At 40.1% G+C, this 17,163-nt stretch carries 16 protein-coding genes; 3 read left to right on the top strand and 13 right to left on the bottom strand.

The window, feature by feature from the left end; genetic code table 11:
* On the top strand, positions 1-656 hold a 656-nt coding region (locus ACTH6U_RS20250), incomplete at its 5' end, for a T6SS immunity protein Tli4 family protein (protein WP_441833010.1).
* 691 nt (positions 657-1,347) lie between these two features.
* Here the strand turns inward: ACTH6U_RS20250 and ACTH6U_RS20245 are convergent.
* On the bottom strand, positions 1,348-2,175 hold the full coding sequence (locus tag ACTH6U_RS20245) for an integrase arm-type DNA-binding domain-containing protein (protein ID WP_441833009.1): 828 nt from the start codon (positions 2,173-2,175) through the stop codon (positions 1,348-1,350).
* Positions 2,176-2,419: 244 nt separating this feature from the next.
* Between ACTH6U_RS20245 and mutS the strand changes: the two genes are divergently transcribed.
* Positions 2,420-4,987: a DNA mismatch repair protein MutS gene (gene mutS, locus ACTH6U_RS20240; protein WP_294110178.1), complete on the top strand. Its 2,568-nt coding sequence runs from the start codon at positions 2,420-2,422 to the stop codon at positions 4,985-4,987.
* A 1-nt stretch (position 4,988) separates the two neighbouring features.
* Positions 4,989-5,768 carry a tRNA isopentenyl-2-thiomethyl-A-37 hydroxylase MiaE gene (miaE, locus tag ACTH6U_RS20235; RefSeq protein WP_441833008.1) on the top strand — a complete coding sequence of 260 codons (780 nt, stop codon included), beginning with the start codon at positions 4,989-4,991 and terminating at the stop codon, positions 5,766-5,768.
* 90 nt (positions 5,769-5,858) lie between these two features.
* On the opposite strand, the gene rpoS is transcribed toward miaE, so the two are convergent.
* From rpoS to cysG, 12 genes are all read right to left on the bottom strand, one after another.
* Positions 5,859-6,845 carry an RNA polymerase sigma factor RpoS gene (gene rpoS / locus ACTH6U_RS20230; RefSeq protein ID WP_294351350.1) on the bottom strand — a complete coding sequence of 329 codons (987 nt, stop codon included), beginning with the start codon at positions 6,843-6,845 and terminating at the stop codon, positions 5,859-5,861.
* A 54-nt stretch (positions 6,846-6,899) separates the two neighbouring features.
* Complete coding sequence (nlpD, locus tag ACTH6U_RS20225) at positions 6,900-7,964, bottom strand: murein hydrolase activator NlpD (RefSeq protein ID WP_294110185.1); 1,065 nt, start codon at positions 7,962-7,964, stop codon at positions 6,900-6,902.
* 300 nt (positions 7,965-8,264) lie between these two features.
* Positions 8,265-8,891: a protein-L-isoaspartate(D-aspartate) O-methyltransferase gene (locus ACTH6U_RS20220; protein WP_294110187.1), complete on the bottom strand. Its 627-nt coding sequence runs from the start codon at positions 8,889-8,891 to the stop codon at positions 8,265-8,267.
* A complete protein-coding gene (gene surE, locus ACTH6U_RS20215; protein WP_434720173.1) occupies positions 8,888-9,649 on the bottom strand; it encodes a 5'/3'-nucleotidase SurE in 762 nt (253 codons plus the stop codon). Before surE ends, ACTH6U_RS20220 begins: the two co-directional genes overlap by 4 nt.
* Positions 9,627-10,685, bottom strand: coding sequence for a tRNA pseudouridine(13) synthase TruD (truD, locus tag ACTH6U_RS20210; protein ID WP_441833007.1), 1,059 nt, complete (start codon positions 10,683-10,685; stop codon positions 9,627-9,629). Before truD ends, surE begins: the two co-directional genes overlap by 23 nt.
* On the bottom strand, positions 10,651-11,163 hold the full coding sequence (gene ispF, locus ACTH6U_RS20205; protein ID WP_294110191.1) for a 2-C-methyl-D-erythritol 2,4-cyclodiphosphate synthase: 513 nt from the start codon (positions 11,161-11,163) through the stop codon (positions 10,651-10,653). Before ispF ends, truD begins: the two co-directional genes overlap by 35 nt.
* A 13-nt stretch (positions 11,164-11,176) precedes the next feature.
* Positions 11,177-11,902, bottom strand: a complete 726-nt coding sequence (ispD, locus tag ACTH6U_RS20200; RefSeq protein WP_434720237.1) for a 2-C-methyl-D-erythritol 4-phosphate cytidylyltransferase — start codon at positions 11,900-11,902, stop codon at positions 11,177-11,179.
* A gap of 74 nt (positions 11,903-11,976) precedes the next feature.
* The gene (gene ftsB, locus ACTH6U_RS20195; RefSeq protein ID WP_336431019.1) at positions 11,977-12,273 is read right to left on the bottom strand and encodes a cell division protein FtsB; all 297 of its coding nucleotides are present in this window, start codon (positions 12,271-12,273) and stop codon (positions 11,977-11,979) included.
* Positions 12,274-12,432: 159 nt separating this feature from the next.
* Positions 12,433-13,044, bottom strand: a complete 612-nt coding sequence (cysC, locus tag ACTH6U_RS20190; protein ID WP_441833006.1) for an adenylyl-sulfate kinase — start codon at positions 13,042-13,044, stop codon at positions 12,433-12,435.
* Positions 13,045-13,049: 5 nt separating this feature from the next.
* Positions 13,050-14,492 (bottom strand): sulfate adenylyltransferase subunit CysN, encoded by a 1,443-nt coding sequence (cysN, locus tag ACTH6U_RS20185; protein WP_441830228.1) that lies wholly within the window; start codon positions 14,490-14,492, stop codon positions 13,050-13,052.
* A 60-nt stretch (positions 14,493-14,552) separates the two neighbouring features.
* Positions 14,553-15,461 carry a sulfate adenylyltransferase subunit CysD gene (gene cysD / locus ACTH6U_RS20180; protein ID WP_294110201.1) on the bottom strand — a complete coding sequence of 303 codons (909 nt, stop codon included), beginning with the start codon at positions 15,459-15,461 and terminating at the stop codon, positions 14,553-14,555.
* A 14-nt stretch (positions 15,462-15,475) separates the two neighbouring features.
* The gene (cysG, locus tag ACTH6U_RS20175) at positions 15,476-16,888 is read right to left on the bottom strand and encodes a siroheme synthase CysG (RefSeq protein WP_441833005.1); all 1,413 of its coding nucleotides are present in this window, start codon (positions 16,886-16,888) and stop codon (positions 15,476-15,478) included.
* Positions 16,889-17,163: the final 275 nt, after the last annotated feature.

Genomic DNA, 17,163 nt, shown 5'->3' with positions numbered 1-17,163 from the left:
GGCATGTTTATATTAACGGTGTCGCTTTTATTCTTAGTACAGAAATAAGAGATATCTCAGACCCTAAATATAAAAACATGCAAATACGAGATCAAAAATACAACATACCAGTTACAAATAAGCCACAAAAACTTGCCGCGATGCAATCATTAATTTCTCGCTTACAAGGTCGTCCAAAGAATGAAATTCCCACTGAAAAAGGCATTTGTATTCCGAATGGCTTTATTCACGATGATGGGAAGTCGCACCAAGAAGAAATTTCGATGGTTTTTGAAAACCCTCAATTTTATTGGGCTACGGTGATGGATAACACCATAGAAAGTGAAAAAGAAAGTATGCTGGATAGAGCTGATGAAATTAAATCCGTGTTATCTCAGTATGGTGGAAAAACGTTACGTAAAGGTAACATTGGATATAACAATGTGGTGGGTGAAGAGTGGCTCACACTAGGAAACGACCCTCGTTCAGATAATCAGTCCGATAAGTTTTATTATTTTCAATATTATGCGAATGAAAAAAATATTGGTTACGTTCATCCATCGGTTAGTGTTTTGATGCATTCAACGAGTAAGGTGGTTCATTATACCGACGAACAGATGGTTGAAATATGGGATCGTATTTTGCAGTCCTTTAAAATTAGGCCGAACGCCTATTAGGTATTCTATGTAAATCAACTAAGTTGATAAATATTGAATATAAAAATTTACTCTAATAAGCTGATATTTATAGTCAAGATCCATCATTGCTATTCATAGGTATCTATTGCAGTGTATAATTATGGTAATAGATACCTTGCATAAGTATACGTTGGATTACCAAAACCATATTTAGCAGACACCCTGCTCTAAATGAATACACCGCTGAGTACAAAAAAATCAATATCGAAATAAAAACATTATAATTTAATAGGATAGCGTCTAAATCACGGCTTAACGTGTTGATACACCGGTTAAGTTGATTCTCTTAATTATATGTGTCCGGCCAAAATGTCCGCTTTTGATACAGAGCTGCCTGTCAGATTAAGTTTGGCTCTGTGCAATAGATATATCAGGTCAAATCTGAGCTAATTTATCTAACCCATTCTGATTATCATATTAATGTAGGGGCTAACTAAACTTATAGCCGATGCTCTAAACTATTTATTTTATCGCAAGAATAACAGTAATTTATAAATAGCAGGTATAAATCCGTTGGATCGAAGCCCTTAAATCGAGGTTATTCTAGCTATACTGTAATACCCCATTTGATTGAATAAATTAAATGAGTACACCTATGAGCACAACATGCAACCTTCCAAAAAATTAAATTAAATTCAATGAGATATCTAAAGAATCACGGTTCAATATGTCATACCAAGCTTTCCATATGCTCCGCCCATTTCTGCAACCACACCTTACATTCACGCTCATAGCTATATAAATCACACGTTCCTTCAATACCATTAGTATAAGCAGAACTTGGCAACCACGCTAAAAATTTCTTCAGTTCGTTATCGTCTAAATAGCGAGTACCTTTATTACTGGTTAGTTTAAACTTAGCTTGCTGCAAGCTCGATTTAGCCAACAATGCAGGATTAGCAAAATTATCATCAAAATACTCTAGACCGATTGAAAATTCATAGGCTGCCGATAGCTCGCGTAATACATTACCCGCTTGAACCTTAGCGCCTCGACCATCAATTTCACGCACAAGTTCAATGACATCTTTTCGAGTAACTTCATGTGCCATTCGTTCACCTAAGACACGAATAACATCAGCTTCAAGCATACGACGGACTTCTATTTGCCCTTTTTTCTTTCTTGCGCCTGCAATGTTTTTACCGTCTTTACCTTTACGATCTTCAATACGTTCAATTAAGTAAAGCTCAATAAGATCTTTAACTGTCAATTTCGTTTCTAGTGGTTCTAACTGAACTTGCTTTTGGTGCTGTTTTTCTTCTTTTAATTCTGTAGCTGGACATCGTCCTAATTGACGTAATTGTTTTAATTCTTGTAGCTTAACTCTCGCTTCACTCAACGATATTTGAGGAAAATTACCGATTTTTATCTGTACAAGTTTATGTGTAACTGGGCTACTATATTGATAAATAAATGTCTTAATACCAGTCACACCACAAAATACACGTAAACCTGTATTTTCGCCCGTATCAGACCTATCTTTGCTTTTAGGTTTCATCGTGTTAATAGTTTTCGTTGATAAGGGCTTTGTGAATAGATTTTGATTAATAAACGCTAACCATAAGATAATTAAAATTTTTAGTTAAAATGTAAGCTGATAGTTCCATTTTGCTCATTATATCATCAGCAACCTACACTTTTATATGAGATTCTGTGATATTTTATAAGACATCATGTTATTACATGAGACAATAAAGAAACACAGAATCAAACAAATTCAATAAGTTAAGATAGATAACCATATGACAGACAACCGGAACTTAGAATCACACACCCCAATGATGCAGCAGTATTTAAAACTAAAAGCACAACATTCAGACATACTACTGTTTTATCGTATGGGTGATTTTTACGAATTATTTTTTGATGATGCCAAAAAAGCATCACAGCTACTTGATATTACGCTAACTAAACGAGGTCAATCAGCAGGCCAGCCCATTCCGATGGCGGGGATCCCCTACCATGCAGCTGAAAATTATCTGGCTAAATTAGTCCAACAAGGTGAGTCCGTTGCTATCTGTGAACAAATTGGAGATCCTGCCACCAGCAAAGGTCCCGTTGAACGCCAAGTCGTACGTATTGTCACCCCCGGCACCATTACAGATGAAGCTTTATTAAATGAAAGACAAGACAACTTATTAGCAGCGATTTGGCAAGACGCTCAAGGCTATGGATTTGCCACTTTAGACATTACCTCAGGCCGTTTCATTATTAGCGAAATTGCCGATGAAGAAGCATTGCAAGCACAATTGCAGCGTACCCGCCCCGCTGAACTTCTCTATCCAGAAGACTTTGCGAGTATGCCATTAATAGAGCGCGGCAAAGGGTTGAGACGTCGACCATTATGGGAATATGAGCTCGATACGGCTAAACAACAGCTTGGCTTACAATTTGGCACCAAAGACTTAATTGGTTTTGGTGTAGAAAATGCAAATAGAGCCCTTAGAGCAGCGGGTTGTCTATTGCAATACGTCAAAGATACCCAGCGAACTTCACTGCCCCATATTCGTAGCATTATCATGGAAAAACAAAATGATAATGTCATTCTAGATGCGACCACACGTCGTAATTTGGAATTAACCCAAAATTTGGCAGGGGGAACAGAAAATACCCTCGCGTCAATATTAGACATGTGCGTAACCCCAATGGGTAGCCGCATGTTAAAGCGCTGGATCCATACACCGCTGCGTAATACTCAAATACTCAATAACCGCCAACAAGCTATCGGTGCCTTACAAGAACAGGGTTCTGAATTACAACCTTTCTTGCGCCAGATTGGCGACCTAGAGCGCGTTCTCGCACGTCTTGCACTACGTTCCGCTCGTCCTCGTGACCTAACTCGTATGCGTCATGCTTTTCAGCAATATCACGATATCCATCAAATTTTAGGCCAATCTAACAGCACCTACTTACAAGAATTACAAAGCCGCATTAGTCAATTTGATGAACTACAAGCATTACTTGAAAACGCAATTATTGATGCGCCACCGGTATTAATTCGAGACGGCGGTGTCATTGCGCCGGGCTACAACAGTGAATTAGATGAGTGGCGTGCACTGGCTGATGGTGCTACCGATTATCTTGATAAGCTGGAAATTCGTGAAAGAGAAAATTTAGGGATAGACACTTTAAAAGTCGGCTATAACGCCATACATGGCTACTATATTCAAGTCAGCCGAGGACAAAGTCACTTAACACCAATTCACTATGTACGTCGTCAAACATTGAAAAATGCTGAACGCTATATTATTCCTGAATTAAAAGAACATGAAGATAAGGTATTAACCTCAAAAGGAAAAGCATTAGCCATTGAAAAAGCGCTTTATGATGCCCTATTTGATATGCTGCTACCACATTTAGCCGCACTACAAACCAGCGCCGAAGCACTTGCTGAACTTGACGTGCTCGTTAATCTTGCCGAAAGAGCTGAAACGCTCGGTTACGCCTGCCCACAACTCACTGATAAGCCTGGCATTCAAATCACCGAAGGCCGTCATCCGGTGGTTGAACAAGTCCTTAGTGAACCGTTTATTTCTAATCCATTATCTTTATCGCCACAACGCCGCCTTTTGATCATTACAGGACCAAATATGGGGGGTAAAAGTACTTATATGCGTCAAACTGCATTGATTGCGCTATTGGCTTACATTGGTAGTTTTGTGCCAGCAAGCAAAGCTATTATTGGCCCTATTGACCGCATATTTACCCGCGTAGGTGCTTCTGACGATCTTGCCTCTGGGCGCTCAACGTTTATGGTCGAGATGACAGAAACCGCAAATATTTTGCACAATGCCACTGAACACAGTTTGGTATTGATGGATGAAATTGGTCGAGGAACATCAACTTATGATGGCCTATCGCTTGCTTGGGCTTGTGCTGAAAATTTAGTTAATCGTATCAAAGCGATGACTTTATTTGCTACTCACTATTTTGAATTAACCACCTTACCTGAAAAATTGGAAGGTGCTGTCAATATTCACCTCGATGCTATTGAGCACGGTGATACTATTGCCTTTATGCATAATGTCCAAGAAGGCGCAGCAAGTAAAAGCTATGGTTTAGCCGTTGCTTCACTTGCAGGTGTACCAAAAGAAGTCATAAAACGCGCAAAACAAAAACTCAAAGAACTCGAAATTATTTCTAGTAGTGCAAATACAAGCCATGTTGATAGCGCACAATTAAGTTTCTTAACCACCAAAGAAGAAGAGCCGTCTCCGGTAATCACCACTTTAGATGAAATTGATCCCGACAAGCTAACACCGCGCCAAGCGCTTGATTGGCTCTATCGTTTAAAGGAAATGAATAAGTAATATGGATGAGTACGCTGAATTATTAGCGCCAATCAGGCATTTTTTACACTGTGAAACGCCTGATTCATGGGTGTTTAAAGCTAGCCGTCCCGAAAACTTACCCATTATTTTAAAAGATCATCTTTTATGTGAGCTTAAAGCAGCCCAGAGTGCGATGTTTTTAATTCGAAAATATGCGGTAGATAAAGATAGCGCTGCGGTATTACTTGAATGGTTCAAACCTTATGAATCATTTGCTTATGACAAAATTGGTGACGTTAATACATTAAGAAATAAAAACCAGATCTCAAAACAAATACTCGCAAGAAAGCAGTCGGCCTATAGCCAAGATCTGATTGATAAAATGGTGTTATTAATTAAAGAAGAATTGCATCACTTTTACCAAGTGTTGGAGATTATGCATGAACGAAATATTCCCTATGACGGCATAACCGCTGGACGTTATGCCAAGGGACTATTTAGTCATATTAGTCCTCATGACCCAAGTACATTGGTTGATAAACTAATTATTGGTGCCTATATAGAAGCTCGATCCTGTGAACGATTTGCTAAATTAGCCCCATTTTTAGATGAGAAACTCGCTGATTTTTACACTTCGTTATTACGTTCAGAAGCGCGCCATTACCAAGATTATTTACAATTAGCGCAATTAATTAATAAGCAGGATATTACTGAGCGAGTGCATTATTTCGGGGTTATTGAAGCAGAATTAATTTCAGCACCTGACAGTGACTTTAAATTTCACAGTGGTGTGCCTATTGAAATTAATATCGGAAATTAGGCAATAAAATAAGTAAGATAAAGTAATTAAGTAAAAATAAGTCCCCGCAGTTAATATAACAACGGGGACTTTTAATTTCTAAAAAGCATCCTACAAATTGAATAATGATTCCAATGTTAATTCTTCATTATGCAATATGTCTTTCAGACGCCTTAAACCTTCAACCTGAATTTGTCGAACTCTTTCACGAGTGAGCCCAATTTCGCGCCCAACCTCTTCTAAAGTTTCAGCTTCATAACCTAAAAGCCCAAAACGACGTGCTAAAACTTCTCGTTGTTTTGGATTCAGTTCAAATAACCATTTAACAATATTATCTTTTAAATCATTGTCTTGAATTGTATTTTCTGGACCTGAGTCATTTTCATCAGATAAAATCTCAAGCAACGACTTTTCTGAATCCCCTGCAACTGGCGTATCAACCGAGGTGATACGTTCATTCAGACGCAACATACGGCTAACGTCTTCAACAGGTTTATCTAGCTGCTGTGCGATTTCCTCAGGACTCGGTTCATGATCTAACTTTTGAGCTAATTCACGAGCAGTTCGAAGGTAAATATTAAGTTCTTTTACGATATGAATTGGAAGACGAATAGTTCGGGTTTGATTCATGATCGCACGCTCGATGGTTTGACGTATCCACCAAGTTGCATAAGTCGAAAAACGAAATCCCTTTTCTGGATCGAATTTTTCGACAGCACGTATCAACCCAAGATTCCCTTCCTCAATCAAATCAAGTAAGGCAAGTCCTCGGTTATTATAACGACGAGATATTTTTACAACTAAACGAAGATTACTTTCTATCATACGCTGACGTGATGGAATATCACCGCGTAAGGCCCTTCGGGCATAGAAAACCTCTTCCTCAGCTGTCAAGAGCGGAGAGAATCCAATTTCACTGAGATAAATTTGGGTCGCATCCAAAACACGTAGAGTCGTGCTCTGGTGTAAATCCATTTCATCTTCTAGCTCAGAAATCAGATCCTCTTCTTTAAACTGACTCTCGTCAAAAGCATCATCCGCATTACTTTCATCGAGGTCATTGTATAACTCGTTAACTTTCAGTGAACTTTGGCTCATCAGTGACTCCTACCCTAGATAATGCGGACAGAATGTCAAAGCACTCTGCCCAGTTTATCGTTGCGGTAAGTAACGCAACGGGTTTACTGATTTTCCCTTGTAACGAATTTCAAAATGTAATCTGACTGAGCTTGTGCCAGTACTACCCATCGTCGCTATTTTTTGACCCTCAGTAACATCCTGTTGATCGCGCACCAGCAACGTATCGTTATGTGCGTAAGCACTTAAGTAGTCATCGTTATGCTTTATTATTATGAGATTTCCATATCCACGCAGTGCATTACCTGCATAAACGACTTTTCCTGGAGCAGAAGCAAGAACAGCTTGACCACGAGAACCTGCGATATCGACGCCCTTATTCCCGCCTTGTGCATCAGAGAAACCTTCAATCATTTTCCCATCAGCCGGCCAACGCCATTTTATTGACGAATTATTAGTGCTACTTGCTGCTGTTGAAGCAGTAGTCGTCGTGTTATTTGTTGTCGTTGAAACTTGCGTTGCAGGTTTCTTATTATTCGGCAACATTTTACCTGAAGTTTGACCACCACTATTTTCAGGATACTCATTAGTTGTTCGAAGATCAACCGCTTGCTGATGACTATTTGATGAATTTGAGGCGATTTGAGTGTTCGAGTTCACATTTGTGTTACCAATATTGATAACTTGCCCGACATTCAAACTATAAGGCTCTGCAATACCGTTTTTAGATGCTAACTCTCGGAAATCATTACCAGTTATATAAGCGATGTAAAATAAAGTATCACCGCGCTGAACGGTATAGCTATTACCGTTATAACTTCCTTTAGGAATACTGCCATAATCACGGTTATAGACAATGCGTCCATCAGTCGAGGTATTGATTTGGCTTGATGCCCTATTAACTGATTGAGTATTGCTCGACAAATTAGGCCGAGAAGAAGGCATTGCCGTACTCATACCCGTGTTCGACGTCGTATTAACGCTCGTTCTTTGAGCGGTCTGTTGGCTAGATTGCCCGTCATTCACACTCGAAATTGGCGCAGCAGTATGATATGGGGTTGAACACCCAGCTAATAAAACTCCACTAAATGAAAAGATCACTGCCCATCGAGCTCTGCTTATAGGGCTAACAATTTTCATGCATCTTCTCCCAAGAAGAAAAATCTGATGTGACATTTAAGCTCATGTCAGCAGCATAGAGATTCTTAAAATATTTTGCTTATTAAAGCAGAAATACAAAATAATGAACAAGTTAAATATATCAAAAATATAACAATTTGAGATTATGACTCAATAATTTAGCCAAATAGTTCAATTTAAGACAGCTAAAGTAGCATATTTAGACTAGTTTTGCTGCTGATGTGAGTTTGTTTAACTTTTAGGATTACTTTTTTTCGAGTTAAACCTAAAAATACGACAAACCCAAATAATGAGGATACGCTAGATTAAATCGCCAGCGATAAGAGGAACGAAACGTACTTTTTCAATCACATTACTGTGATAATCATTTCCGCGACGTGTAATCAATTTTAAAGCTTGCTCTTTATCGCCTACCGGTAAAACTAAACGACCACCGTCTTTCAGCTGATTTAGCAATAATTTAGGAATTTCATTCGGTGCAGCCGTTACAATAATGGCATCAAAAGGGCCTTTGGATTGCCATCCTTCCCACCCATCACCATGACGAGTCGAAACATTATGCAAATCAAGCTGTTTTAAACGACGCTTAGCCGTCCATTGTAAGCTTTTAACACGCTCAACAGAAAATACATGGTGGGCTAAATGCGCAAGTACGGCGGTTTGATATCCTGACCCAGTCCCAATTTCAAGCACTTGATCATTAGGCATTAATGCAAGTAATGCCGTCATTTTCGCAACAATATAAGGTTGAGAAATAGTTTGTCCATGACCAATAGGTAATGGAATATTATCATAGGCTTTATGAGATAGAGCTTCATCAACAAACCGTTCACGAGGAACTTGTGATATCGCATCTAATAGGCGCTCATCGTGAATTCCCTGTTGGCGCAGTTGTGCCAAAAGATCTTTCATGAGCCCTGTTTTCATTTTACCGTCACTCCTGATTTTCCCAGCCACTCTTCAATTAACGAATGCGCCTTATATGCCGTCAAATCGACTTGCAGTGGTGTGATTGAAACATAACCCTGTTGTACCGCTTCAAAGTCAGTACCCGGCCCTGCATCTCGAATTTCGCCAACAGGCCCCAGCCAATAGAGCATGTTACCTTTTGGATCTTCAAGATTATACACTTCTGATGCTGCATGGCGACTACCACAATGCGTCACTTTTATGCCCTTAATCTCGTCATAAGGCACATCAGGTACATTAATATTGAGAATATTGCCCGCACGCAACGGATTTTTCTGCAACATGGCTAAAATATCACAAGTGACTTTAGCGGCAGTTTCATAATGAATTTCACCATCTAACGAAACCGCAATAGAAGGCAATCCTAAATGACGCCCTTCCGTTGCCGCTGCCACCGTTCCCGAGTAAATAACATCATCGCCCAAATTAGGGCCACAGTTAATACCTGAAACCACAATGTCAGGTCGAGGGCGAACCACTTTATTCACACCAATATAAACGCAATCTGTTGGTGTTCCTTCTAAAACAGAAAGATCCCCATTGCTTAACGTTTGAATTTTAAGTGGTTTATCTAATGTCAATGCATTAGATGCACCGCTACGATTGCGATCAGGGGCGATCACCTGAACATGATAATGTTGACGTAGCGCCGCCGCTAATGTTTGAATTCCTGGTGCAGTAACACCGTCGTCATTACTCAATAAAATCTTTAGCATCGACACTGTCCTGATTGTCCTGACTGATAATTTCTCGCACTAAACTGGTTGCAAAACTGCCTGAATTTAGGAAAAAGTGCAATTTCAGCGTTGAGTCATCCAGCCATTCCCACTGTAAATTTTGTGGTTTTATGATTATGGCTCTTCTTGCAGGAGATACACGCTCACTTTTCATCAGTGCAAGAAAAGGCTGATAATTTTCCAAACACTGAGTTTCAAATGCTAAGGCATCATCCTGCGTACCCAACTCGCCGTCACCGGGTAGTGGTGCAGTGACACTGAGCTCAGATGATAACAAGCGTGCTTGAAGCGCCGGTAGTTCATCAGCGGTTGCAACAAACCAACTTCCTCGCCCTGTTAGCTGTAAAGCATCGCCTAATAATGCCTGCTGAGCAGTATTATTCTCAATACGTTCACTTGCAATATAATTAAACATTGCACTACGCGCAGCAGATAAATAAAAGCTACGTTTACTCCGTTCGCGAACCTGAATCTCTTGGTTTGCCCAACGAAGTGCTTGAATTAAATTTTGGCCACCACGACCAAAACGCTGTTCGCCAAAATAATTAGGAACACCTAATAAGGCGATTTTTTGTAGGCGTTGTTCAACATCATCAGGCACCGAAATATTGCGCAGCGTTATTTCAAACTGGTTTCCTTTCAAGGAACCAATACGCAATTTTCTTTTTTGCCTTGTTGTTGCAAGTACTCGGCAACCTTCTAGCTGCCACATAGAAAAGTCAGGCGTTTCTTTACCTGGCATCTGTAAACAAAACCATTGTTCAGTCACTGCATGCCTATCTTTTAGGCCAGCATAGCTAACTGATTTAGCAGAAATTTTAGCAAACTTTGCCAATTGCTCTGCAACAAAAGAGGTATTACAGCCGATTTTTTCGACGCGAACCATCACATGCTCGCCATCGCCATCAAGCTCAAAACCTAAATCTTCTTTTACAATAAAATCTTCAGGAATACTTTTCAGTGTACCTAAAGAGAGTGGTTTACCATGCAGGTACTGTACATTCATGAGTATCATTACTGTTGTCTTTAACTAATAAAACGACTGCCGCACAAGCAATCCCTTCTTTACGACCCACAAAACCAAGTTGCTCTGTTGTGGTCGCTTTGACGTTAACATCGTCCATGTGGCATTCAAGATCTTCAGCGATATTGACCCGCATCTGTGGAATATGTGGCAACATTTTAGGTGCTTGAGCCATAATTGTAATGTCAATATTGCCAATGCTATAGCCTTTTTCACGAACCCGACGAAATGCTTCTCTCAATAGTACACGGCTATCAGCCCCTTTATAAGCAGGGTCAGTATCTGGAAATAATTTTCCAATATCGCCAAGTGCAGCGGCACCTAGAATAGCGTCAGTCGCGGCGTGTAATACAACATCACCATCAGAATGTGCAAGTAGGCCTTGCTCATAAGGTACACGAACACCAGCGATAATAATCGGACCTTCACCACCAAATTTGTGCACATCAAAACCGTGTCCAATTCTCATTTTCTTTTCCTTATTATTTAATTCTTGAAAGATAAAATTCCGCTAGCGCTAAATCTTCAGGTTGCGTTATTTTTAAATTATCCGCTCTCCCTACTACCAATTTAGGCTGATAACCACAATATTCGAGCGCAGAAGCTTCATCAGTTATGATCGTTTTTTCTTTCAAGGCCTTGCTTAGACAGTCACGTAACAACAACAACGGAAAAAATTGTGGCGTCAATGCATGCCAAAGTGCTTCACGCTCAACAGTATGATCAATAAGCTGATCAATTTTCACACTTCGCTTCATCGTATCGCGAACAGGTGCTGCGAGTATGCCACCACAGCAATCTTTGTTAGTTGCTAATTGAATAATTTGGTTCAAATCATCTTGATGAAGACAAGGGCGAGCTGCATCATGTACTAACACCCAGCTATTGAGATAATCTGCATTTTTTGCTAGAAAATCTAAACCTGCCAGAACCGAATCCGCCCTTTCTTTACCACCAATAACCGTGATAATACGAGTCTCTTTTGCGATTTCAAGTTGCTGAAAACAATCATCTTCAGCACTCAGCACGACAATAATACATTGAATTAAAGGATTTAATAGCAGCGCATTAATCGTATGCTCAATAATTGTTTTACCTGCTATCTGCAAATATTGTTTAGGACAATCAGCATTCATCCGGCTACCGATACCCGCAGCAGGAATTAACGCGACAATGGGTGAGGCACCATGAGTTGTTGGATTTATCATTATTTATTTGAGTCTTACATCAGAAATTATTAGGCTAATGGGTATAGTTACAGGTAATACAATCTGGTATCAGGTCACTGGGATGAATTCTGGTTATTATTTTCTTTGACCATTCGATAGAATGATTCCCCAGGTTTTAACATACCTAATTCGCTTCGGGCTCGTTCTTCTATTGCATCTTGACCATCATTCAAATCATTGATTTCAGCAAATAGCTGCTCATTACGCATTTTTAGGCGTGAATTAACGATTTCTTGAGCGGCGACATCATCTTTGACGCGAACATAATCATGTATGCCATTTTTTCCTAGCCATAAGGAATACTGTAACCATGCTAATATTGCGATTAACAGTAACGTTAATTTGCCCATCTTGCCCCCTAAAATGATTTGCTAATCATCCCATAACTGAGCCCATGACGCTACTGTGATACAAATATTGTGGTAAAAAGTCAGAATAATTCAGGTAAGAATAGGTTATATATCATCCAATTTTATAATTAAATAAAAAAAGATGATATTTTTGCCCAATCAATAGGTGGCTTGAATGATATTTTTAAGAACGAGTAAATCCACTATTTGAGAAACAGAATCGATAACTGGGTTCAGTCCATCTATCTGTAATTCAGGATTTTCAGGCGTTTCATAGGGGGAATCAATACCAGTGAACTGCGTTATTTTTCCTTCTCTTGCCTGCTGATATAAACCTTTAGGATCACGCTGCTCACAAATTTCAATAGGGGTAGCAACATGCAATTCAAAAAATTGGTCTTGTTCGAATAAATCACGTACTTTTTGCCTATCAGCCTGATAAGGTGAAATAAATGCAGTAGCAACAACTAAACCTGCATCTACCATCAACTTTGCCACCTCACCTATCCTTCGAATATTTTCTTGTCTATCTGACTCACTAAAACCCAAATCGCCACATAATCCATGACGAATATTATCACCATCAAGTAAATAGGTTTTCACACCCATTAATGCTAATTGATGCTCAACGGCACCGGCGAGTGTTGATTTTCCTGAGCCTGATAGACCGGTAAACCATAACACTGCGCCTTTATATCCATTAGCAACCTCACGATGCTGGCGAGTCACAAGATGAGGATGCCAAACAATATTGTCATTTTTTTGTGTCATTGACGTTATTTCCCACCAAGTACATCACGCGCACCCCAATGCGGGAAATGTCGACGGATTAGCTGATTAAGTTCAATCTCAAACTCACTAAACGCACTTTTTTGTTCAAAGAGTTGTGTTTGTGTATCGCGTACCAGACCGGCGCCCACCGTCACATTGGTTAAACGATCGATTAAAATCATCCCTCCCGTTTCGGCATTACGTTGATAGTTCTCCAACAATAGTGGTTCATCAAATGAAAACTCGACTAAACCAATCCCATTTAACGGTAACTCTGTGGAAACCTTTTGAGTCAAATTATTCACATCCACTTGATATTGAATGTTTTCGACTTTTGCACGGCTACGTTTCCCCGCGATTTTAATATCTAGTTGTTGCCCTTGTACTAAAGGTTGCTCAGACATCCAAACGACATCAATTAATGCGTGCTGAGTACTTTGCAAGGATTCATCTTCAGCCACAATTAAATCACCACGGCTAATATCAATTTCATCGTCAAGTACCAAAGTAATCGCTTCCCCCGGTACAGCAAAATCTTGTGTACCCGAAAATGTGACTATTTGTTTGATTTTGGAAATTGATCCTGCGGGTAATATTTTAACCTTTTGTCCAACACGCAAGATCCCCGAGGACAATGTACCGCTGTAGCCTCTAAAATCTAAATTTGGTCGATTAACATATTGCACAGGGAAACGCAGAGCTTGTTCAGATGCATTTTGCTTCACTTGCACAGTTTCTAAAATATCAAGTAACGTTTCCCCCTGATACCAAGGCAACCTATCGCTTTTATCGACAATGTTATCGCCATCAAGAGCTGATATCGGTACAAACCACACATTCAATTCTACAGGCAGCTCGGTGACAAATTTTTGATAGTCTTGTTTGATTTTTTCAAAAGCTTCTTGGCTGTAATCCACCAAATCCATCTTATTCACTGCAACAATTAAATGGCGAATTCCGAGCAATGTACTAATAAAACTGTGACGACGAGTTTGCTCTTGTACTCCTTTTCGAGCATCGATCAACAAAATAGAAAGTGAGCAAGTTGATGCACCTGTCGCCATATTGCGCGTATATTGCTCATGTCCTGGGGTATCGGCGATAATAAACTTACGTTTTTCTGTTGAAAAATAGCGATAAGCCACATCAATAGTGATCCCTTGCTCACGTTCAGCCGCAAGACCATCCACTAGCAACGCTAAATCTAATTTTTCACCCTGAGTGCCAATGCGTTTACTGTCACTTTGCAGTACGGATAGCTGATCTTGATAAATTTGGCGGGTATCATGTAATAAGCGGCCTATGAGCGTGCTTTTACCATCATCCACATTTCCACAGGTGAGAAATCGTAGTAAACCTTTTTGTTGTTGAGCGAGTAAATAAGCCTCAACACCACCTTGTAGTTCAATTTGTTGTGCAATAGATTCGTTATAAGCAACTTGTGCCATGATTTTGCTCCCTATTCCTTTGATAACTCAATGCCCGCAAAGACTAAATACGCTTGATCATTAAAAGTACCCTTGGCGCTTTTTCAGCTCCATGGAAGCGGATTGGTCACTATCAATTAAACGCCCTTGGCGCTCACTTGTGGTTGAAATCAGCATTTCTTCAATAATTTCTGGCAGAGTTTGCGCATTTGACTCCACAGCTCCAGTGAGTGGCCAGCAGCCTAAAGTACGAAAACGCACTTTTTGCTTAGCGATCATTTCACCTGATTTCAAATCAATACGATCGTCATCGACCATCAATAAAGCACCATCGCGTTCAATTACAGGGCGCTCTTTAGCGAAATATAAAGGAACAATATCGATATTTTCTAAATAGATATATTGCCAAATATCTAGTTCTGTCCAATTAGACAATGGGAAAACGCGAATACTTTCCCCTTTATTAATTTGGCCATTATAGTTATGCCATAACTCAGGGCGCTGATTTTTAGGATCCCAACGATGAGACCTATCTCGAAACGAATAAATACGCTCTTTGGCTCGTGATTTTTCTTCATCACGACGCGCACCACCAAAAGCAGCATCAAAACCGTATTTATCTAACGCTTGCTTCAACCCTTCCGTTTTCATGATATCAGTGTGCTTAGCACTTCCGTGAATAAACGGGTTGATCCCCAATCTTTCCCCTTCCGGGTTACGGTGAATCAATAACTCAAAACCATATTTTCGCGCAGTCTCATCACGAAACTCATACATTTCACGAAATTTCCATCCTGTATCAACGTGCAATAATGGAAAGGGTAGCTTGCCGGGATAAAAGGCTTTACGCGCTAAATGCAACATCACAGATGAGTCTTTACCTATCGAATAAAGCATCACTGGGTTAGCAAATTCTGCGGCAACTTCTCGAATAATATGAATACTTTCGGCTTCTAATTGCTGTAAATGTGTCAATCGTTTCTCGTTCATGATGGCCTCCTTAATTAAGCCAATTCCAGCACGGCGCTGCGCCATCTGATGTCTTCAGTTTGTTGACCAAACCACGCAAGTTGATGATGTAATGCGGCGACCTCGCCAATAACGATTAATGCGGGAGCAGGGGCTTGCTGCGCTAATGTATCCAATTCATGAAGTTGCCCCGTCACCACCTTCTGGTTACGCCTTGTCCCGCAACCAATAACAGCAATAGGTGTTTCTCGATCACGACCAAAGTGAATCAATTGCTGACTAATATTCGCCGCCTTGACCGTTCCCATATAAATAGCAAGAGTTTGATTTCCGCGAGAAAGCGCCTGCCAATCTAATTCGGCACCCTCATCGCGACAGTGACCGGTAATGAAAGTGATGCTTTGAGAATGTTCACGATGAGTCAGCGGTATTCCCGCATAAGCAGTTGCACCAATTGCCGCCGTCACACCTGGCACCACTTGAAATGGAATACCTGCTTGAGCTGCAACTTGTAGCTCTTCCCCACCGCGCCCGAATACAAATGGGTCGCCACCTTTCAAGCGAACCACCTTTTTACCTTGCAGAGCATATTTAACGATCAATTCATTGGTTTCTTCTTGAGAAACCGAGTGATTACCCGCGCGTTTACCGACACAAACTTTGTCAGCATCACGACGAACCAGTTCTAATATCTCTTCGCTAACCAAGTGGTCGTATAAAACCACATCAGCACTTTGTAAGACGCGTAAGCCTTTTAAAGTTAACAAACCTGCATCACCGGGACCGGCGCCCACTAAAATAAGCTCTCCGCTGTTATCTTGCTGATAAAGCTGACGTTCTAGTTGCTGTTCGGCTGCGCCCAATTGCCCATTTTCAACCAATGAAGCAAAGTGGCCACTAAAGCTTTTTTCCCAGAAACGTTTTCTTTCTCGTAAATTAGTTAAGGACTCTTTCACCTTGCCACGCCAACGGCCGGCAATTTCAGCCATTTTGCCTAAAGATGTCGGCAGCATAGTTTCCAATTTTTCTCTAAGAAGACGCGCTAATACCGGGGCTGTTCCGCCAGAGGAAATTGCGACAATAACGGGAGAACGATCAATAATGGATGGCACAATAAACGAGCACAGCGGTTGATCATCAACGACGTTAGCAAAGATTTTTCGCTCATTTGCATCATGAAAAATTCTCTCATTCAATTTTCCATCATCCGTTGCAGCTATGACTAAATAAGCATCATTTAAATGATGTGATTGATAGTCATGTTGCAGCCAAATAAATTTCTGTTGTTGATATTCTTGCTGTAACTGTGGACACAGCTCTGGAGATACAATAACCAGTGCAGCATGAGCTTTCAGTAATAGCTCCGCCTTGCGAGCAGCCACAACACCACCGCCAATAAGTACGACTTTACGGGTTCGAAGATCCACAAATAACGGTAAGTAATCCATATTGCTCATCCATAGTTATATGCTGTTATATATTTTTTTTATAAGTTAATTGATTTGACTATATGGCCTGAAGAGGCCGGTTTGAAATGCCAAAAAATCATTACTTGTAACTCAAAAGCATAAGCAAATAAAAAATCATTAAGATCGGCTAAAAAACATTAAAATAGATAAAAAGAACAAACTAATATCAAATATCATCATTTCTTGATAATAAAAAAATCAATATAAAAAAAGAGATAACTTAATTTAGAAATACAACTATCTCTTTGTAATTA

The organism is Providencia sp. (assembly GCF_052096715.1).
GTDB lineage: Bacteria > Pseudomonadota > Gammaproteobacteria > Enterobacterales > Enterobacteriaceae > Providencia.
The sequence above is the reverse complement of the archived record's forward strand: the minus strand, read 5'-3'. Positions and strand labels throughout refer to the sequence as shown.